This window comes from Salegentibacter haimaensis (genome assembly GCF_054121495.1).
On record NZ_JBSYGH010000003.1, the window covers coordinates 90,167 to 108,167 of the forward strand.

At 39.0% G+C, this 18,001-nt stretch carries 23 protein-coding genes and 1 tRNA gene; 10 read left to right on the forward strand and 14 right to left on the reverse strand.

What is annotated here, in order from left to right:
* Positions 1-95: 95 nt before the first annotated feature.
* Together ACW6QP_RS04910 and ACW6QP_RS04915 are read left to right on the forward strand one after the other, a co-directional pair.
* Positions 96-368: an HU family DNA-binding protein gene (locus tag ACW6QP_RS04910; RefSeq protein ID WP_029033717.1), complete on the forward strand. Its 273-nt coding sequence runs from the start codon at positions 96-98 to the stop codon at positions 366-368.
* A gap of 121 nt (positions 369-489) precedes the next feature.
* The gene (locus tag ACW6QP_RS04915) at positions 490-1,050 is read left to right on the forward strand and encodes a YqgE/AlgH family protein (protein WP_457909738.1); all 561 of its coding nucleotides are present in this window, start codon (positions 490-492) and stop codon (positions 1,048-1,050) included.
* Here ACW6QP_RS04915 and ACW6QP_RS04920 read toward each other — a convergent pair.
* Positions 1,041-1,892, reverse strand: a complete 852-nt coding sequence (locus ACW6QP_RS04920; RefSeq protein ID WP_457909739.1) for an aminotransferase class IV — start codon at positions 1,890-1,892, stop codon at positions 1,041-1,043. The two genes, ACW6QP_RS04915 and ACW6QP_RS04920, sit on opposite strands and share 10 nt — an antisense overlap.
* Before the next feature lie 78 nt (positions 1,893-1,970).
* The gene (locus ACW6QP_RS04925; protein ID WP_457909740.1) at positions 1,971-2,357 is read right to left on the reverse strand and encodes an START-like domain-containing protein; all 387 of its coding nucleotides are present in this window, start codon (positions 2,355-2,357) and stop codon (positions 1,971-1,973) included.
* Positions 2,358-2,535: 178 nt separating this feature from the next.
* Here ACW6QP_RS04925 and ACW6QP_RS04930 point away from each other — a divergent pair.
* Positions 2,536-2,609, forward strand: a tRNA-Met gene (locus tag ACW6QP_RS04930).
* A gap of 112 nt (positions 2,610-2,721) precedes the next feature.
* On the opposite strand, the gene fabG is transcribed toward ACW6QP_RS04930, so the two are convergent.
* The 9 genes from fabG to ACW6QP_RS04975 all read right to left on the reverse strand — a co-directional run bounded on the left by fabG (position 2,722) and on the right by ACW6QP_RS04975 (position 11,153).
* A complete protein-coding gene (gene fabG, locus ACW6QP_RS04935) occupies positions 2,722-3,468 on the reverse strand; it encodes a 3-oxoacyl-[acyl-carrier-protein] reductase (RefSeq protein ID WP_457909741.1) in 747 nt (248 codons plus the stop codon).
* A 111-nt stretch (positions 3,469-3,579) separates the two neighbouring features.
* On the reverse strand, positions 3,580-4,461 hold the full coding sequence (gene sucD, locus ACW6QP_RS04940; RefSeq protein ID WP_457909742.1) for a succinate--CoA ligase subunit alpha: 882 nt from the start codon (positions 4,459-4,461) through the stop codon (positions 3,580-3,582).
* A 255-nt stretch (positions 4,462-4,716) separates the two neighbouring features.
* A complete protein-coding gene (locus ACW6QP_RS04945; RefSeq protein ID WP_457909743.1) occupies positions 4,717-5,112 on the reverse strand; it encodes a nuclear transport factor 2 family protein in 396 nt (131 codons plus the stop codon).
* A gap of 6 nt (positions 5,113-5,118) precedes the next feature.
* The gene (locus ACW6QP_RS04950; RefSeq protein ID WP_457909744.1) at positions 5,119-6,048 is read right to left on the reverse strand and encodes a UDP-3-O-(3-hydroxymyristoyl)glucosamine N-acyltransferase; all 930 of its coding nucleotides are present in this window, start codon (positions 6,046-6,048) and stop codon (positions 5,119-5,121) included.
* A gap of 59 nt (positions 6,049-6,107) precedes the next feature.
* Positions 6,108-6,674, reverse strand: coding sequence for an elongation factor P (gene efp / locus ACW6QP_RS04955; RefSeq protein WP_457909745.1), 567 nt, complete (start codon positions 6,672-6,674; stop codon positions 6,108-6,110).
* 12 nt (positions 6,675-6,686) lie between these two features.
* The gene (gene lpxA / locus ACW6QP_RS04960; RefSeq protein ID WP_457909746.1) at positions 6,687-7,472 is read right to left on the reverse strand and encodes an acyl-ACP--UDP-N-acetylglucosamine O-acyltransferase; all 786 of its coding nucleotides are present in this window, start codon (positions 7,470-7,472) and stop codon (positions 6,687-6,689) included.
* A gap of 5 nt (positions 7,473-7,477) precedes the next feature.
* Complete coding sequence (locus ACW6QP_RS04965; protein WP_457909747.1) at positions 7,478-8,878, reverse strand: bifunctional UDP-3-O-[3-hydroxymyristoyl] N-acetylglucosamine deacetylase/3-hydroxyacyl-ACP dehydratase; 1,401 nt, start codon at positions 8,876-8,878, stop codon at positions 7,478-7,480.
* Positions 8,871-9,899, reverse strand: a complete 1,029-nt coding sequence (gene lpxD / locus ACW6QP_RS04970; protein ID WP_457909748.1) for a UDP-3-O-(3-hydroxymyristoyl)glucosamine N-acyltransferase — start codon at positions 9,897-9,899, stop codon at positions 8,871-8,873. The genes ACW6QP_RS04965 and lpxD overlap by 8 nt, the downstream gene beginning before the upstream one ends.
* Positions 9,900-9,923: 24 nt before the next feature.
* Positions 9,924-11,153: an HD domain-containing protein gene (locus tag ACW6QP_RS04975; protein ID WP_457909749.1), complete on the reverse strand. Its 1,230-nt coding sequence runs from the start codon at positions 11,151-11,153 to the stop codon at positions 9,924-9,926.
* 36 nt (positions 11,154-11,189) lie between these two features.
* Here ACW6QP_RS04975 and porX point away from each other — a divergent pair, with 36 nt between their 5' ends.
* The 6 genes from porX to ACW6QP_RS05005 all read left to right on the forward strand — a co-directional run bounded on the left by porX (position 11,190) and on the right by ACW6QP_RS05005 (position 15,828).
* Positions 11,190-12,746: a T9SS response regulator signal transducer PorX gene (gene porX / locus ACW6QP_RS04980; protein WP_457909750.1), complete on the forward strand. Its 1,557-nt coding sequence runs from the start codon at positions 11,190-11,192 to the stop codon at positions 12,744-12,746.
* A gap of 82 nt (positions 12,747-12,828) precedes the next feature.
* Positions 12,829-13,233: a tRNA (adenosine(37)-N6)-threonylcarbamoyltransferase complex ATPase subunit type 1 TsaE gene (gene tsaE, locus ACW6QP_RS04985; protein WP_457909751.1), complete on the forward strand. Its 405-nt coding sequence runs from the start codon at positions 12,829-12,831 to the stop codon at positions 13,231-13,233.
* A gap of 270 nt (positions 13,234-13,503) precedes the next feature.
* The gene (locus ACW6QP_RS04990; protein ID WP_457909752.1) at positions 13,504-13,647 is read left to right on the forward strand and encodes a hypothetical protein; all 144 of its coding nucleotides are present in this window, start codon (positions 13,504-13,506) and stop codon (positions 13,645-13,647) included.
* On the forward strand, positions 13,640-14,176 hold the full coding sequence (locus ACW6QP_RS04995; protein WP_457909753.1) for a hypothetical protein: 537 nt from the start codon (positions 13,640-13,642) through the stop codon (positions 14,174-14,176). The genes ACW6QP_RS04990 and ACW6QP_RS04995 overlap by 8 nt, the downstream gene beginning before the upstream one ends.
* Before the next feature lie 59 nt (positions 14,177-14,235).
* Entirely contained in the window at positions 14,236-15,435 is a 1,200-nt protein-coding gene (locus ACW6QP_RS05000) for an alanine dehydrogenase (RefSeq protein WP_457909754.1), read from the forward strand.
* Between the two features lie 18 nt (positions 15,436-15,453).
* Positions 15,454-15,828, forward strand: a complete 375-nt coding sequence (locus ACW6QP_RS05005; protein ID WP_457909755.1) for a hypothetical protein — start codon at positions 15,454-15,456, stop codon at positions 15,826-15,828.
* Positions 15,829-15,961: 133 nt separating this feature from the next.
* On the opposite strand, the gene bcp is transcribed toward ACW6QP_RS05005, so the two are convergent.
* Positions 15,962-16,411 carry a thioredoxin-dependent thiol peroxidase gene (gene bcp / locus ACW6QP_RS05010; RefSeq protein WP_457909756.1) on the reverse strand — a complete coding sequence of 150 codons (450 nt, stop codon included), beginning with the start codon at positions 16,409-16,411 and terminating at the stop codon, positions 15,962-15,964.
* 31 nt (positions 16,412-16,442) lie between these two features.
* Here bcp and ACW6QP_RS05015 point away from each other — a divergent pair, with 31 nt between their 5' ends.
* Positions 16,443-17,099 carry an endonuclease III domain-containing protein gene (locus ACW6QP_RS05015; protein ID WP_457909757.1) on the forward strand — a complete coding sequence of 219 codons (657 nt, stop codon included), beginning with the start codon at positions 16,443-16,445 and terminating at the stop codon, positions 17,097-17,099.
* Positions 17,100-17,138: 39 nt separating this feature from the next.
* Here ACW6QP_RS05015 and ACW6QP_RS05020 read toward each other — a convergent pair whose 3' ends face one another.
* Positions 17,139-17,291 (reverse strand): hypothetical protein, encoded by a 153-nt coding sequence (locus ACW6QP_RS05020; protein WP_457909758.1) that lies wholly within the window; start codon positions 17,289-17,291, stop codon positions 17,139-17,141.
* 55 nt (positions 17,292-17,346) lie between these two features.
* Complete coding sequence (locus tag ACW6QP_RS05025; protein ID WP_457909759.1) at positions 17,347-17,931, reverse strand: RNA polymerase sigma factor; 585 nt, start codon at positions 17,929-17,931, stop codon at positions 17,347-17,349.
* Positions 17,932-18,001: the final 70 nt, after the last annotated feature.

Below are 18,001 nucleotides of genomic sequence, written 5' to 3' on the forward strand. Positions count from 1 at the left end.
TCCCTTGGTATTACTTGCGTGGCAAAGATTTCCATATAAATTTGTAAAGCAATTTAACAGAATGTTTAACCAACAATTGATTTAAAATTCAAATTATGAACAAAACAGATTTAATCGATGCAATGGCAGAAAACGCCGGTATCTCAAAAGCAGCTGCTAAAAAAGCTTTAGAGTCTTTCCTTGAAAACGTAGAGAAGTCTCTTAAAAAAGGTGACCGTGTATCTCTAGTAGGATTTGGATCATGGTCAGTTTCTAAAAGAGCTGCCCGTGAAGGAAGAAACCCACAAACCGGTAAGACCATTAAAATTGGTGCTAAAAACGTTGTAAAGTTTAAAGCCGGAGCTGACCTACAGAAAGCTGTGAACTAATAATTTGTATTAGTAAAAAATCTAAAGGCTTCTCCTGTGAGAAGCCTTTTTTTGTGAAATTTTTTTTAAATTTTTGAATTCTTTTCAAATTAAGCTTAGATTAGATAAAAACTAACCTGTTATGATCGCTTTAAAACCAACCAAAGGCCATCTTCTCGTAGCAGAGCCATCTATAATTGGAGACGTTACCTTTAACCGATCGGTAGTTTTGTTAGCCGATCACTCCGATAAAGGTTCGGTTGGCTTTATTATGAACAAATTACTGGATTTCACGCTAAGAGATCTTATTCCCGAGCTCGATGTGAAGTTTAAGGTATACAATGGTGGCCCTGTAGAACAGGACAACCTGTATTTTATTCATCGGGTGCCAGACCTTATTCCAGATAGCATAGAAATTGCCGACGGTATTTACTGGGGCGGTAATTTCGAGGTAGTGATGGAACTCATCTCTCAGAGTTTAATCACCGAAAAACAAATTCGTTTCTTTTTGGGTTATTCGGGTTGGGATGCTCACCAGTTGGAAGAGGAGCTACACTCCCACTCCTGGGTGATTACTTCAAATGAAGATCAAAATAACCTCATCGAACGGCCTTATAATTCTTTCTGGAAAGACAAGATGAAAGAATTGGGCGGGGATTACCTGCTATGGTGCAATGCGCCCGAAAATCCTACTCATAATTGACCAAGCCTTGCCCGGGTATTTAGTTTTCCCAGAAGGTCTTTAGCTACCTTATTTTCGAATTGCTTTTTGCGGTATTTACTTACCGGTTGAATTCCCACAATTACATTGGTTAAAAAGATTTCATCGGCTTTTTGAAGCTCAAATGGAGAAATGCCTGTTTCTTCGAGCTTATACTCATCAGATTTCTTTAAAATTTCTATAATTTGCTTTCGGGTAATGCCGTTTAAAGCACCTTCAGAAATTGGTGGGGTTTTAATAGTTTTTCCGCTTACCAGAAAAATATTAGCATTTAAAGCTTCTACCACGCTTTTCTTTTCGTTGATTAGAAAACAGTTGTCATAGTCATTTTCTTGCGCAAAAATGCTTCCTAACACATTTACAGCGCGGTTATTCGATTTAATGCTCGATAACAGACCACTGGTGATATAGTGATCTTTGAAAAGTTCAACTTCGTAAGTCTCCTCATTAAAGAGATAAAAAGCATCTTCCAGTTCAGAACAACTCATCAGGTAATCTATTTCGCGCGTTGCCGGGATGTATAATCCGCCTTCCTTTCTAAAAACAGAAAACTTCAGTCTTACCGGGGATTTTTCCAGGCCATTGGCCGTAATCAGATCAAGAATTTGTTCCTCAAGAAATTCAGGAGAAAAAGAAGCGGGGATTTCCATTCGCATAATACGCATAGAAGCCATTAGCCTGAAGTAATGATCTTCCCAGAACATTATTTTCCCATTAATCACCCTAATAGTTTCAAAAACCATATCTCCATAGGCGAACCCCCTATTGAAGATGGATAGTTTTGATTCGTCATTTTCGATTAAAGTTCCGTTTTGATTGATCACTAGTTACTGAATTTAAATGAAGGCATAAAAAAGCCCCTGTTTTTAGCAGGGGCAAAGGTAGTATTTATGCTTTGATTTTTAAACCGAACCAAGAACCTGTTTCAGGTCTGAAATCATATTTTCCCATAACATCTTACCCTCATCTACCTCATCTTCTTCGGCAAAATCGGTAATCATTATCGAAACATCTTTGGTAATATCATCTACCTGAATACGAATTTCGAAATAGTAGGGAGAATCTTCGTCGGCAAGCCATTTAAACTTCACCCGCTCTTCATTTTTCTTACTAATGAGCTTGGCTTTTTCTTCGCTCCCTTCCCAAATAAAAGTGAAAATCTCCCCGCGTGAATTCACATTATCGGCATACCATTCGCTTAAACCAGAGGGAGTTGAAATATATTGATATAACAATGAAGGAGAAGCATGAATAGGAAACTCCATTTCGTACTTAATCTTTTCTTCCATATTTAGATTTATTAGTTACGGGCAATATAGATATTCTTTATAAAGATTAAAAGAAAACAAATTAAATATTTTGGAAAATAATGTTTGTGCCAAAGCAAATAGTTTCTATATTTGCACCCGCATTACAGAAAAGCCGAAGGCTTGTAATAGCAGGCCCTGCGGCCGATTTCATTTATAAGGCGAGGTAGCTCAGTTGGTTAGAGCGTCGGATTCATAACCCGGAGGTCACGAGTTCAAATCTCGTTCTCGCTACAAAGTAATCCCTTCAATTGCTGAAGGGATTTTTTTATGCTCAATTTTAAAATTTCAGATAAAAAAAGGGAAGCAAACTGCCTCCCTTAAAGTATTTCTCAAATTTATAATTTTAAGTATACATACCCCCATCTACGTGTAAAACCTGGCCGGTGATGTAACTGCTTAGGTCACTTCCTAAAAATACACAGGCATTGGCTATATCTTCAGGACTACCTCCTCTTTTAAGCGGAATGGACTCTCTCCAGCCCTCCACTACTTTTTCGTCAAGTTTCCCGGTCATTTCGGTTTCGATAAAGCCGGGAGCGATTACATTGGTGCGTATGTTTCGGGATCCTAACTCCAAAGCCATAGATTTAGAGAAGCCTATAATTCCTGCTTTGGAAGCCGCGTAATTCGCCTGTCCCGCATTTCCTTTCACCCCAACTACAGAACTCATATTAATAATACTTCCGTTTCTCTGCTTTAGCATAGTGCGCTGTACGGCTTTGGTCATATTGAAGATAGACTTCAGGTTCACTTCTATTACCTTATCAAAGTCTTCCTCGCTCATTCTCATAAGAAGGTTATCCTTGGTGATTCCGGCATTATTGACAAGAATATCGATACTTCCAAAATCTTCAGCAACATCCTTTATTAATTGCTCAGCCTCCTGAAAACTGGCGGCATTAGATTGATAGGCTTTAGCCTTAACTCCCAATTTACTAAGTTCATCGGCCAGTTCGTTAGCCGATTGAGCCGATGAATTATAAGTAAAAGCGACATTGGCGCCGTGATTGGCAAAAACCGTGGCGATGCCTTTTCCAATACCCCGGCTTCCACCGGTGATGATCGCATTTTTTCCTTCCAGTAATTTCATATTTTATTAGATTGGATTGTCTATTGAGTTCAAATATAACAAAATCAAAAAATCCTCCTGAATATTCCGTTTCAGGAAATCCAGGAGGATTTTTATTATTTCAGGAAATCCTTAAGCTTTTACCTTAAGAACTTCAGCAACTTTTTTTCCAATTTCGGCTGGAGAATCTACCACGTGAATTCCATTCTCTTTAAGAATAGCTTTCTTAGCCTGAGCAGTATCTTCACTTCCGCCCACTATAGCTCCTGCGTGACCCATAGTACGACCTGCAGGGGCAGTTTCTCCGGCGATAAAGCCAATCACAGGTTTGCGGTTACCGTTTTCCTTGATCCATTTAGCAGCGTCGGCTTCTAATTGACCTCCAATTTCACCAATCATTACGATAGCTTCGGTTTCATCATCGTTCATCAAAAGCTCAACCGCTTCCTTGGTGGTAGTCCCAATAATTGGGTCTCCCCCAATACCAATCGCTGTAGTAATCCCAAGACCTTGTTTTACTACCTGGTCGGCAGCTTCATAGGTAAGGGTTCCCGATTTTGAAACAATCCCAATATTCCCTTTTTTGAAAACAAAGCCGGGCATAATTCCAACTTTGGCTTCTCCCGGAGTGATAACACCCGGGCAGTTAGGACCAACCAGACGGCAATCTTTCCCCTGAATATAATCATAGGCCTTTACCATATCGGCAACAGGAATTCCTTCGGTGATGGTGATAATCACTTTTATCCCGGCATCGGCAGCTTCCATAATTGCATCGGCGGCGAATGCCGGCGGTACGAAAATTATAGAAACATCGGCTCCGGTTTCTTTAACCGCATCAGATACGGTATTAAAAACAGGCTTATCCAGGTGTTTTTGCCCCCCTTTTCCGGGAGTAACCCCTCCAACCACGTTGGTTCCGTATTCTATCATTTGTTCGGCGTGGAAAGTACCTTCACTTCCGGTAAATCCCTGCACGATTATCTTTGAATTCTTATTAACTAAAACGCTCATAAATTTTAATTTTTTGCGATCACAAAAGTAGGTTTTTAAAAATAAAACCTAAAGTTTTTTAGAATAATATTGGGGGAATTGGGCCTAACTTAGGGCATTTTAATAATATTATGTGATATAGTCTAATTATTCTTTCTCAAACGACTAATAATTAGCTAATAGTATTTTAATTGAAATTGTGCTTAAATACAAAGTCCTTTTTTAGGATAAATCAAAATTAGAACCCTTGATCATTAAAATTTAAAAAATCAACTACTAAGACCAGGGCGTCTGCTCTACTTCTTCGCCTAACTGGCTAATTTGGATACCTCTGTAAAGCTTACCATCTTTTAATTCCCAGATTGCTGCAAAATGTGCCAGGGGCATCTCTTCATCAGGATTTTCAATGGTTTTCACGTGGTAGGTAAAATGTAAGGCTACCTTTGAGGCCTCCTCGATTATTTCTTCAATATCGGCTCTAAGCGATTCGAAAGACTGGGCAAGCTGTAAACTAATTTCAGAGATTTCAGCGAAGTTTAAAATCCTCAGGCCAGTAGTGCCGTACCAGGAAAGTTCTACTTCAGGATGAAGAAAATCGGCTAAAACATCTTTATCCCTGTAAAAATCTGAATTATAAAACTTTTCAACTATTTCTTTCCCCTTAGAACTCATAGATAGTTATTTTAAATTTTGGATCAATTTAGGCAATTGTCGTAAAAGTGCCAACTCCTTTAATTTGGCCCTGGATTCCATAGCCGGATTTCCTGTATAGATGGTATTTTCTTTGGTAGATTTAGTGATCCCGGCCTGTCCCATCATCACGCCGCCTTTTTTTACGGTAATGCCGCTTCTAAATCCAACCTGGCCCCATACGGTTACTTCGTCTTCGATAACAACCGCACCAGCAATCCCAACCTGCGAGGCAATTAGGCAATTTTTTCCAATTACAGTGTCGTGTCCTATCTGGATAAGATTATCGAGCTTTGTGCCTTCCTTAATAATTGTATCTCCACTAACGCCGCGGTCTATAGTACAGTTCGCGCCAATATCAACATTATTCTCTATCACTACCCGCCCCCCTGAAATTAACTTATCAAAACCTTCGGGACGTTTTTTGTAATAAAAAGCATCGCCTCCCAAAACACTTCCGGCGTGAATAGTCACGTTGTCTCCAATCACACAATTATCATAAATACTAACATTGGAATGGATCAAACAATTCTTTCCTATTTTAACATTATTTCCGATAAAACTATTGGGTTGAATTAGCGTGCCTTCGCCGATTTCTGCAGAATCTGCAATGCTTTTATCGGCTTTTTTAAAACCATTGAAGTATTTGGTAAGCTTATTAAAATCTCTAAAAGGATCATCGCTTACCAACAATGCTTTTCCGGCGGGAACCTCAACTTTTTTATTGATTAAGATCACACTGGCAGCTGAATTCAGAGCCTTGTCGTAATATTTGGGATGATCTACAAAAACAATATCCCCGGGCGTTACCACATGAATTTCATTTATTCCCAGTATAGGGAAATCGGCTGCACCTACGTATTCACAGTCTAAAATACCGGCAATTTGCTCCAGGCTATGTTCTTGCGGAAATCTCATTTTTCAGAAATTAAAAAAGGAATACAAACTACTAATTTATACTCCCAAAAATGTTTTAATTACTCCTTTATTCTTTCTTTGTACGTACCTTTTTCGGTTTCGATCTTAATTTTATCACCTTCGTTGATAAAAAGCGGCACATTAACTTCGGCCCCGGTTTCTACAGTGGCCGGTTTGGTTGCATTGGTTGCCGTATTTCCTTTAACCCCAGGCTCTGTATGTGTTACTTCAAGAATAACACTGGCCGGCATTTCAACCGAAAGTGGCATATTATCTTCAGTATTGATAATTACGGTAACCACTTCACCTTCTTTAAGAAGCTTAGGCTGGTCTAAAGCCGATTCTGTTAACCTGATTTGGGTATAATCTTCCACATTCATAAAATGGTAAAACTCCCCGTCATTATACAAAAACTGAAATTTGTGAGTTTCTACCCGAACATCTTCGATTTTATGCCCTGCGGAAAAGGTATTTTCAATCACCTTTCCGGTGGTCACACTTTTAAGTTTTGTTCTTACAAACGCAGGTCCCTTTCCAGGTTTAACATGCAGAAATTCAACAATTTTAAAAATATCGTGGTTGTAACGAATACACAACCCATTTCTAATATCACTTGTAGTTGCCATTTTTTTAGCTTTTTAGTTTGAACTGAAGTATCCTTTCATAATACCTCGTTGTGAGTTTTTAATAAATTCAAGTATCTCATCCCGCTCGGCGGTGGCTTCCATTTCGGCTTCGATAATGGTTACGGCCTGGGAGTTGTTATAATTTTTCTGATATAGAATTCTGTAAATATCCTGTATTTCGCGAATTTTTTCTGTGCTAAAACCTCTCCTGCGAAGACCTATTGAGTTAATTCCTACATAAGACAAAGGCTCTCTTCCTGCCTTTACAAATGGAGGTACATCTTTACGCACCAAAGACCCCCCGGTTACAAAGGCGTGGCTACCTATACTGCAAAATTGTTGTATGGCTGCCATCCCCGCAAGAACTACATAGTTCCCTACATTGATATGCCCCGCAAGGGTAGAATTATTTGAGAAAATACAATTATCACCCACTATGCAGTCGTGAGCGATATGACAGTAAGCCATAATCCAGCAATTGCTGCCAATCACGGTTTTCATCCTATCGGAAGTTCCGCGGTTAATGGTCACACATTCCCGAATCGTGGTATTATCACCTATTATGGTAATAGTATCTTCATCGTTAAATTTTTTATCCTGTGGTACCGCTGAAATTACCGCACCTGGAAAGATGCTGCAATTCTTACCAATGCGGGCACCTTCCATTATCGTTACATTCGAGCCTATCCAGGTTCCCTCCCCAATTACCACATTATTATGTATGGTTGTAAAGGGTTCTATCACCACATTTTTGGCGATTTTGGCTCCGGGATGCACATAGGCTAACGGCTGATTCATAAGTTTTATTTAGATTTTACAATTTGAGCCATTAAAAAGGCTTCTGTAGCAAGCTTTCCATTTACATAAGCATAAGCCTGCATTTGGCAAATGCCCCTGCGAATTGGCGCTAATAATTCAAGTTTAAAAATTAGAGTGTCGCCCGGCACTACCTGTTGCTTAAATCTTACATTATCGATTTTCATAAAATAAGTAAGATAATTTTCAGGATCTGGTACCGATTTTAACGCAAGAATTCCACCGGTTTGGGCCATTGCCTCTACCTGTAAGACTCCAGGCATAACAGGTTTGCCAGGAAAATGACCTACAAAGAAAGGTTCATTCATCGTTACGTTTTTAACCCCAATTACCGTGGTGTCGGTAAGTTCATATATTTTGTCTACCAACAAGAATGGAGATCGGTGCGGTAAGGTATTCATAATATCCACCACGTCCATCAAAGGTTTGGAATCCAGATCGACTTTGGGAACATTATTGCGTTTTTCGGCTTTGATGATTTGAGACAGTTTTTTGGCAAACTGGGTGTTTACATAATGACCGGGTTTATTGGCAATTACTTTACCTCTTATTCGAGTACCAACAAGGGCAAGATCTCCAATGACATCAAGTAATTTATGCCTGGCTGCTTCATTAGGATAATGCAAGCTTAGGTTATCTAAAATTCCATTAGACTTTACCGAAATATCATCTTTTTTAAATGCCTTTCTTAGCTTCTGAAGGGTTTCTTCGCTAATTTCCTTATCTACATAAACAATAGCATTATTTAGATCTCCACCTTTTATAAGGCCATTATCCAGTAAGGCTTCCAGCTCATGAAGAAAACTAAAGGTACGGGCATTGGCGATCTCAGATTTAAAATCTGAAATATGCTTCAGGCTTGCGTTTTGAGTTCCTAAAACCTTGGTGCCGAAATCTACCATAGTGGTTACCTGGTACTCATCGGCAGGCATTAGTATAATTTCACTTCCGGTTGCATCGTCGTGATAACTTATCACCTCTTCTACCACAAATTCATCTCTGCAGGCTTCCTGCTCTACCCTTCCGGCCTTTTCAAGGGCTTCCACAAAATCTTTGGAAGACCCATCTCTAATGGGAGGTTCGGGAGCATCAATTTCAATAATGAGGTTGTCTAGGTCCATCCCCACACAGGCTGCTAGCACATGTTCGCAGGTATGAACCTTAACTCCATTATTTTCCAAGTTTGTACTGCGCTGGGTTTCTACCACAAAAGAAACATCGGCAGGGATTTCTGGTTGGCCTTCAAGATCGGTTCTCTTAAATACAAAACCGGTATTTTCAGGTGCAGGTTTAAAGCTTAAGGTCACATTGTTCCCTGTGTGCAGCCCTACCCCGGTTAAGGAAACCTCCTTTTCAATGGTGGTTTGTTTAGGTGAATTTTCAGCCATTATCTTTTATTTTTTTTTCCAATTGATGTAATAGGTCTATAGATTTGGGTAAGTTTTTAAAGTGAACGAAAGATTTGGCAAAATCATTATATCCAAAGGCCGGACTTCCCTGCAATTTTTCATCATTCTTAAGGTCACGGCCAATCCCCGATTGCGCCTGGATCTTCACCCTGTCGCCAATAGTTAAGTGCCCCGATATTCCCACCTGGCCTCCAATTAAGCAGTGTTTCCCGATCTTGGTCGAGCCTGCAATTCCGGTTTGAGCGGCAATGGCTGTATGTTCGCCAATTTCAACATTATGAGCGATCTGAATTTGATTATCCAGCTTCACTCCCTTTCTAATAATTGTAGAACCAAGAGTAGCACGGTCTATAGTGGTACCGGCACCAATATCTACATTATCTTCAATAATCACATTTCCAATTTGAGGTACACGGCTGTAGACTCCATCTTCCGAAGGACTATAACCAAAGCCATCGGCACCTATTATGGCGCCGCTGTGTAGCACGCAATCATTACCAATAATACATTCAGAATAGACTTTAACGCCAGGGAATAAAATTACATTATCGCCAATTTTTACGTTTTCTCCTATATATACATTGGGATACACTTTTACATTTTCTCCCAGTTCTACATTTTCTCCCAGATAGGCGAAAGCTCCTAAATAAAGATTTTCACCATATCGGGCAGAATCTGCAATAAAACTGGGGTGTTCGATGCCGGCTTTATTGAGTTTTATCTGGTTGTAATATTCCAGCAATGTAGAAAAGGCTTTATAAGCGTCCTTTACCTTTATTAATGTTGTGGAAACAGGTTGTTCAGCCTCAAAACTTTTATTAACTATGCAAACCGAGGCCTGAGTAGAATAAATGTAAGATTGATACCTGGGGTTGCTTAAAAAGGTAAGCGAACCTTCTCTGCCTTCTTCAATTTTAGATAACTCAGAAACCTCCACCTCGGGATTCCCCTCAACTTCACCTTCTAAAATCTCGGCTATTTGTGCTGCAGTAAACTTCATTCTGGCAAAAGTAAAAAATTTGACTTAATGTTTAGACTTGGGAAAGCAGATATAATGTTTGGTTACGGTTTGTGACAGGGCTTTTAAGTTTAATTGATCTGAAATACTGGCTACATCGCTAATCTTTCCGTTTTTATGCAGAATATTAATATTATCGTTCTCGCTTTTATATGCCAGGTTGGCTATTTCGCCTTCAAAAACAAAATAACCGGCTTCAGCCTCAGTAATATTATATTTCTCCTGAAGTTTGATTCTATGCTTCTCCAGCTTTGCTTTTGATGGCTTTTTATTTTTAATCTTAACCTTTAAGAGATCTCTATTTATAATCATTTTGCAAAGATTAGACAATACAAAATCATCACAATACATCCATTCTTTCATCGCTGAAATAATATCGTAATCATCAAGGCGTGCAAAATACTTTAAAGTTTCACCATCAAAACTTTGACGGCTAATTCGGTTTTCTAAAAAATAAGACAGGGCTGTACTGGCGGGTAATTTTTTCCCCTGTTCTATGAGTTCTTTCGCTCTTTTCAAAACCCTGATTAATAATTGCTCTGCCACCAGGCTGGTTTTATGCAAATAAACCTGCCAATACATAAGCCTTCGGGCTACCAGGAATTTCTCTACAGAATAAATTCCTTTTTCCTCGATTACCAACTCATCTTTCACCACATTAAGCATCGTGATAAGCCGCTCGCTGTTTATATTACCTTCTACCGCCCCGGTGTAAAAACTATCTCTTTTCAAATAATCCAACCTGTCCATATCCAACTGACTCGAGATAAGTTGGTTTAAAAATCGTCTCGGATGCGCCCCCTTGAAAATTTGTATGGCCAGCGTTAAACTTTGGTTAAATTCACGGTTCATTTCCTCCATAAAAAGCAATGATATACTTTCGTGATCAACCCCTTCTACAATGCTATGTTCCATAGCGTGAGAAAAAGGGCCGTGACCAATATCGTGCAAAAGTATGGCGATGAGAAGGGCCTCCTCTTCGGCTTTGGAAATCTTAATCCCTTTATGCTGAAGCACTCTTACTGATTTTTGCATTAAATGCAGTCCGCCAATGGCGTGATGAAATCTGGTATGGTGCGCCCCGGGATACACCAAATATGATAATCCCATCTGGCTATTCCGGCGTAGGCGTTGAAAGTAAGGGTGCTCAATTATATTAAAGATCTGCTGGTTGGGGATGGTAATAAATCCGTAAATTGGGTCGTTTAGGATTTTGAGTTTGTGTTGCGAAGCCAAGCCGTAGAATTAAAAGTTTAAAGCAAAGATACATATATGAATAATATCAAAATATTATGGGTAGATGACGAGATAGATTTACTTAAACCCCATATTTTATTTCTGGAGTCGAGGAATTATGAAGTAACTACCTGCCAGAGCGGCACCGAAGCCCTGGACAAGGTTGAAGAAGAAAATTTTGATATTGTTTTTCTCGATGAAAATATGCCAGGATTAACCGGTCTTGAAACCCTATCTGAAATTAAGGAAAAAAGGGAAAATCTTCCCGTGGTAATGATCACTAAAAGTGAGGAAGAATTCATCATGGAAGAGGCCATTGGCTCTAAAATAGCCGATTACCTTATTAAACCGGTGAATCCCAACCAGATTCTATTAAGTCTGAAGAAAAATCTTGATCATTCCCGATTAATTTCTGAAAAAACCACTTCCAACTATCAGCAGGAATTTCGCAAGATAGCGATGGATATGGCGCAGGTGAATTCATTTGAAGAATGGGCAGAATTATACCAAAAACTGATCTATTGGGAGCTTCAACTGGAAAATATTGAAGACTCCGGAATGTTCGAAATCCTGGAATCCCAGAAACTGGAAGCCAATACTCAATTCTGTAAGTTTATTGATAAGAATTATCCCGATTGGTTTGGCAAACAAGCTGATGCTCCCGTAATGTCCCACACCCTCTTTAAAAATAAGGTGGTTCCCGAAATCAGTAAAGATCAACCTACCCTTTTTGTGGTGATAGACAATTTACGCTATGACCAGTGGAAGGCTTTTGAACCTATAATCTCTAATTATTACAAAAAGGCTTCAGAGGAACCTTATTACAGCATCCTGCCCACTGCTACTCAATACGCGCGGAATGCAATTTTCTCGGGGCTTATGCCCAGTGATATGGAAAAATTATTTCCGAAGTACTGGAAGAATGACACCGATGAAGGCGGAAAAAACAATTTTGAAGCCGAATTCCTGGAAGAGCAACTTAAACGCCTGGGATTAGATCTTAAATATGAATACCATAAAATCACCAGCCTCAAAACCGGAAAAAAACTGGCAGATAATTTTAAATCTCAAAAGGACAATGACCTCACTGTCATCGTGTACAATTTTGTAGATATGTTATCCCACTCCAAAACCGAAATGGAAGTGATTAAAGAGCTTGCCTCTAACGATAAATCTTACCGCTCATTAACCCAGAGTTGGTTTAGAAATTCACCCCTTCTGGAAATCATTCAACAGGCCCAGCGTCTCGGTTTCAAACTAATTCTCACTACAGACCACGGTACAATTAATGTAAAGCACCCTTCTAAGGTAATAGGTGATAAAAACACCAGTCTTAATTTAAGATATAAAACAGGCAAAAGTCTTACCTATGAAGATAAAGACGTGCTCGCCGCAACCGACCCGAAAACAATTCACCTGCCCAGTATAAATATGAGCAGTTCGTTCATCTTTGCCAAAGGAGATTTATTTTTTGCCTACCCCAATAACTATAATCATTACGTGAGTTATTATCGCAATACCTATCAACACGGGGGAGTTTCCCTGGAAGAAATGATTATTCCATTTGTAATTATGAGTCCTAAAGCCGGCTAAACTTTTTATAAACCCGGGCCTGAAAAGGGATGAGTAAGCACTGTTAAATTATTGCCTATCTTTGTAGCATTAATTTAACTGAATGGCCATTACCTATAATTTATCCCAAATAGACCGTGCGGTAGATTTTCTGCTGGAGAATGCCCCGCACAAAACGCTGTTGTTTTATGGAGAAATGGGAGCCGGGAAAACTACCTTAATTCGGGAATTAGTTAGAAAATTAGGCGCTAAAGATGTGGCTCAAAGTCCCACTTTTGCTTTGGTAAATGAATACGAGGCTGCCAGGGGTCGCGTTTTCCATTTTGATTTTTACCGAATTGAAGATGAAATCGAAGCTTTGGATATGGGCCTTGAAGATTATCTGGCTACCGAAGCCTGGAAATTGATAGAATGGCCGGAAAGAATTGAAAATTTACTTGATGATGAGGTGAGTAAAATTAAAATTGAAATAGTTGATGAACACACCAGAAAGTTAAAGTTTTGTTAACGAGTGTAAGTTCGCGATAGAAGAGTTATTGTAAGTAAATTACTACTAAAACTAATCAAGTGTAAGCCCGAACCAGGCATTTTTTTTCATTTACCGATAGAGGACTTATTATCATCTATTAAATATAAATCACTAAATCAATATAAACTACTCAAAAAATCTCCAAAAAAGCGCGCAAAAGTACGATTAATGTATTAATTTTTAGTGTTTTAAAATGTTATAGGTTTGCTTTAGAAAACAAAACGAAATAACAACCTAAACACTATAACTATGAAACTAAAAGCATTATTATTCGGAGCCGCAATCTTTGGAGCATCATTTTTTGTAACTTCAAATTCTGATAACAACCATAACGATGACTTCAAGAAACAAGCTATCGATCGCTCAGCCATCAAAATTCCTGCTGGTGGGTAGTATCATAGCGCTATTTATAGCGTTTTCACCATATTTATTTTATCTCTATGAAATTTTCCCAGACGGTCCCGTTTGGGAAAATTATTTTTTTACATACGAAAGCTTCTACTATGAAAGCGTTATGGTAGCTGCCTGGACTTATTTAGGAAAATTAGTTCCTCTACTTTTACTATTAGTTTGGTTTTTCACCTGTAAGCATTGGTGGTATCATGCAATCCTTATTCCAATTGCCATGTATTCCTATCAACTTGTTATAATATTTTACGAAGATGTTTTCTTGCAAGTGAATCCTATGGATACCAACCAACTTATTTTCCTGGCCCCTTTTTTTATCGGAATTCTGGCTATAGTTTACCTGATTCGAATTAAAATCTTTGACCGTATTTATGGGATCGATCTAAGCGAATTGGAAGAAACCGATGTCTCGATCTTCTCCTCGGTAAGTGAAAAAGATCGTAAGGATATTAAAGATTTTCAGCAACAGGATTTTCAAAAAGCTTCCGACGAAGAATATTTCTCTAAATTGTAATTTCCCATATTTCTGAAAATAGTCGTAATTTAACCGGTTAATGATAATTGCCGACAAATATGGCCAAACAGGTATCGCCTTTCACCAAAGAACAACTAATTCCGCAGGAGGAGACCCTAGAAATTTACAAAAATAAGGGTCAGTTATTTATTGGAATTCCAAAAGAGACCTCCTACCAGGAAAAAAGGGTTTGCCTCTCCCCCGATGCTGTTGCTGCTATCACAGCTCACGGCCACCGAATTTTAATCGAATCGGGTGCAGGGCAATGGGCCAGGTTTAGCGATAAAGATTACTCTAATGCAGGCGCCGAGATCACCAGCGATACCAGAAAGGTTTTCTCCTGCCCAACCATTTTAAAAATCGAACCACCATCGTTTGCCGAGTTGGATATGATCAACCCGCAAACTACCCTTATTTCAGCTTTACAATTAAAAACCCAGTGCAAGGAATATTTTCAGAAACTTGCCGCCAAACGTATCACCGCCTTAGGCTTTGAATTTATTCGCGATGAGGATGGCTCATACCCAATAGTTCGGGCCTTAAGCGAAATTGCCGGGACGGCTTCGGTTTTAATTGCTTCAGAAATTATGAGCAATAATATGGAGGGAAATGGCCTTATGTTCGGAAACATTAGCGGGGTCCCTCCTATCGAAGTGGTAATTCTAGGGGCAGGTACCGTGGGTGAATTCGCAGCCCGATCGGCCCTGGGCCTGGGAGCAAGAATTAAGGTTTTCGACAGTTCACTTACAAAATTGCGCAGCATTCAATCCAGCCTGGGAAGAACCTTTTATACTTCTACCATTCAGCCAAAAAATTTATCTAAAGCCATAAAGCGCTGTGATGTGCTTATCGGGGCGGTTAGAGGAAAAAACAGGTCACCGGTTTTGATCTCAGATACTATGGTTGCTTCGATGAAACGCGGAGCGGTAATTATAGATGTTAGTATAGATATGGGGGGTTGCGTGGAAACCAGTGAGATTACCACGCACGACAAGCCAATTTTCACCAAACATAATATTATTCATTATTGCGTACCCAATATTCCCTCACGCTATGCCCGTACTTCTTCGCTGTCGCTAAGCAATATTTTCACCCCTTATTTACTGCATATAGCTGAAGAAGGTGGCCTGGAAAATACCTTGAGATTTGACAAGGGTTTACGAAATGGTTTGTACTTTTACCACGGAATTTTAACCAGTAAATCTATTGCCGATTGGTTTGATCTCTCCTATCGGGATATTAATTTGCTTATTTTCTAGAACCTCAATTCATTTTTCATGAAGCTTATACACCGCATCGGCTATTTTTCGGTTGGTCTTTTCTTTGGGATAGTTCTTCTGTTTTTCTTTCTTGGCGGAAAAAAAACCTCCTGCGATTATTCTCCCAATGCCAGGGTTTTAAAGGATATAAGACTGAAGGATAAAAACTATTCTCCTGAAGCGCTGGCTTATTTCTCTCAAAATAACCTTGATACAGCTGAAGTGTCAAGCCTTCTGGAAAACGGTAGAGTAGATTTTGGAAAAAGCAATACCAAATCCAAACCCTGCAAAACCTATTTTATAACGAATAAATTAGACAGCAAAACCCTTGAACTACAAATCGAAAATTGCGATAGCCTGGCTACAATTCAAAAGGTGAATTTGAGCCAATAAAAAGAGCTGCTTGAAAATATCGACCTTTCCACTGCGCTCAAGGTGACTCCTTTCGACTGCACTCAAGGTAACAGTGGCCAATTGCGCTAAAAGTATATATTTTCAAACAGCCTATTTTGCAATCAGCATCTTATCACAAAATTTGCTCAGCGTGGGCTTTGGTCTTTACTTTACTTATTACCTCTTCTATAATTCCGTTCTCATCGATTACAAAAGTGGTTCGGTGAATGCCGTCATACTTTTTCCCCATAAACTTTTTAGGACCCCATACTCCAAAGGCATTGATCACCTCCTTATCTTCATCGGCAAGCAAGGGATAAGGCAAGTCATATTTTTCCTTAAAATTAGACTGGCGTTTTTTAGAATCGGCACTAACTCCTAAAATTGCATAGCCCTGTTCTTTGAATTTTTCCCAGTTGTCTCTTAGGTTACAGGCTTCAGCGGTGCAGCCCGGGGTACTGGCTTTGGGGTAAAAGAAAACTACCAGTTTTTTACCTTTAAAATCTGAGAGTTGTACAATATTTCCATCCTGATCTTCAGCTTTAAAATTGGGAGCTTTATCTCCCGCTTTCAATGTTGTCATAATTCTTACTTTTGCTATAAAAATAAGCATTATGACCAAACAGGAAAAGGTACAGTTCGTTATTGATACGTTAAACGAGATTTATCCGCAGGTACCCATTCCTTTAGATCATAAAGATCCTTACACGCTTTTAATCGCCGTTTTGCTTTCTGCTCAAAGTACCGATGTGAAAGTGAATCAAATCACCCCATTGCTATTCGAGGTGGCCGATAATCCTTACGATATGGTAAAACTTAGCGTGGAAGAAATAAGAGAAATCATAAAACCCGTAGGCCTTTCGCCAATGAAATCGAAAGGAATTTATGGCCTGTCTAAAATCCTTATTGAAAAGTATGACGGCCAGGTTCCGGCTAATTTTGAAGCATTAGAAGCACTACCTGCTGTGGGGCATAAAACCGCCAGCGTAGTGATGGCCCAGGCATTTAATATTCCCGCATTTCCGGTAGACACCCATATTCACCGCCTAATGTATCGCTGGAATTTAAGCAACGGGAAAAACGTAAATCAAACTGAAAAAGATGCGAAACGTCTATTTCCAAAAGATTTGTGGAACAAGTTACATCTTCAAATAATTTGGTATGGCAGACAATATTCACCAGCCCGGGGTTGGGATCTGGAAAAGGATATTATCACCAAAACAATTGGCCGAAAATCGGTGATTAAGGAATATTTAAAAACTAAAAAATAAAAAGACCTGTAGGCTAACAACAGGTCTTTTTGGTGGAATTTAGTTAATAAAGGTTTCAAACTGCATATTGCCGTATTCGCTAACCCTTAAAGCTTTAGAGTAATTGAGCAGAAACTTTACCGTTCCCGCTTTAGGTTTTAATTCTTTCAATCTTTTTTGTTCAGAAGATTTTTTAGTGTAGAGTTTCCCCATTTGCGTTTTGTTTTGGTTTTAAAAGATAACGCACGCAAAAGAAGAATATTATAGCTTAATTTGTTAAAATTAGGTTGTGCTTTTCAATGATTTTCCGAAGATTGATAAGAGCATATCGCATTCGGCCTAATGCAGTATTAATACTTACCCCGGTTCGTTCAGAAATCTCTTTAAAACTCATGTCCTTATAAATACGCATCATAAGAACCTCTAATTGATCTTCGGGCAGTTCCTTGATCAATTCCTGTACATCAGTTTCTATTTGATCTTTGATGATTTGGGTTTCGGCGTTGAGTTCAGAGTCACTTAAAACCGAGAAGATATTGAAATCGTCTTTGTTTTCGAAGCGTGGCATTCGCTTATTCTTTCTAAAATGATCGATCACCAGGTTATGCGCAATTCGCATCACCCAAGGTAAAAATTTGCCTTCTTCATTGTATTTTCCCCGCTTTAAGGTATTAATGACCTTTATAAAGGTATCCTGAAAAATATCTTCGGCGATATCCTTATCAAATACCTTCGAAAAAATAAAGCTGTAAATGCGTTGTTGATGCCTGTTAATTAAATGGGAAAGGGCGTTTTCATCGCCATCGATATACTGCCTAACGAGTATAGCATCGCTAATTATAAGGTTTTTCATAGTAGTTACTTTTTCAGGCTGGTAGGAAAACCTGAGGTTAGGTTATTTAGTCTTTAAAAAAGTAACTTTG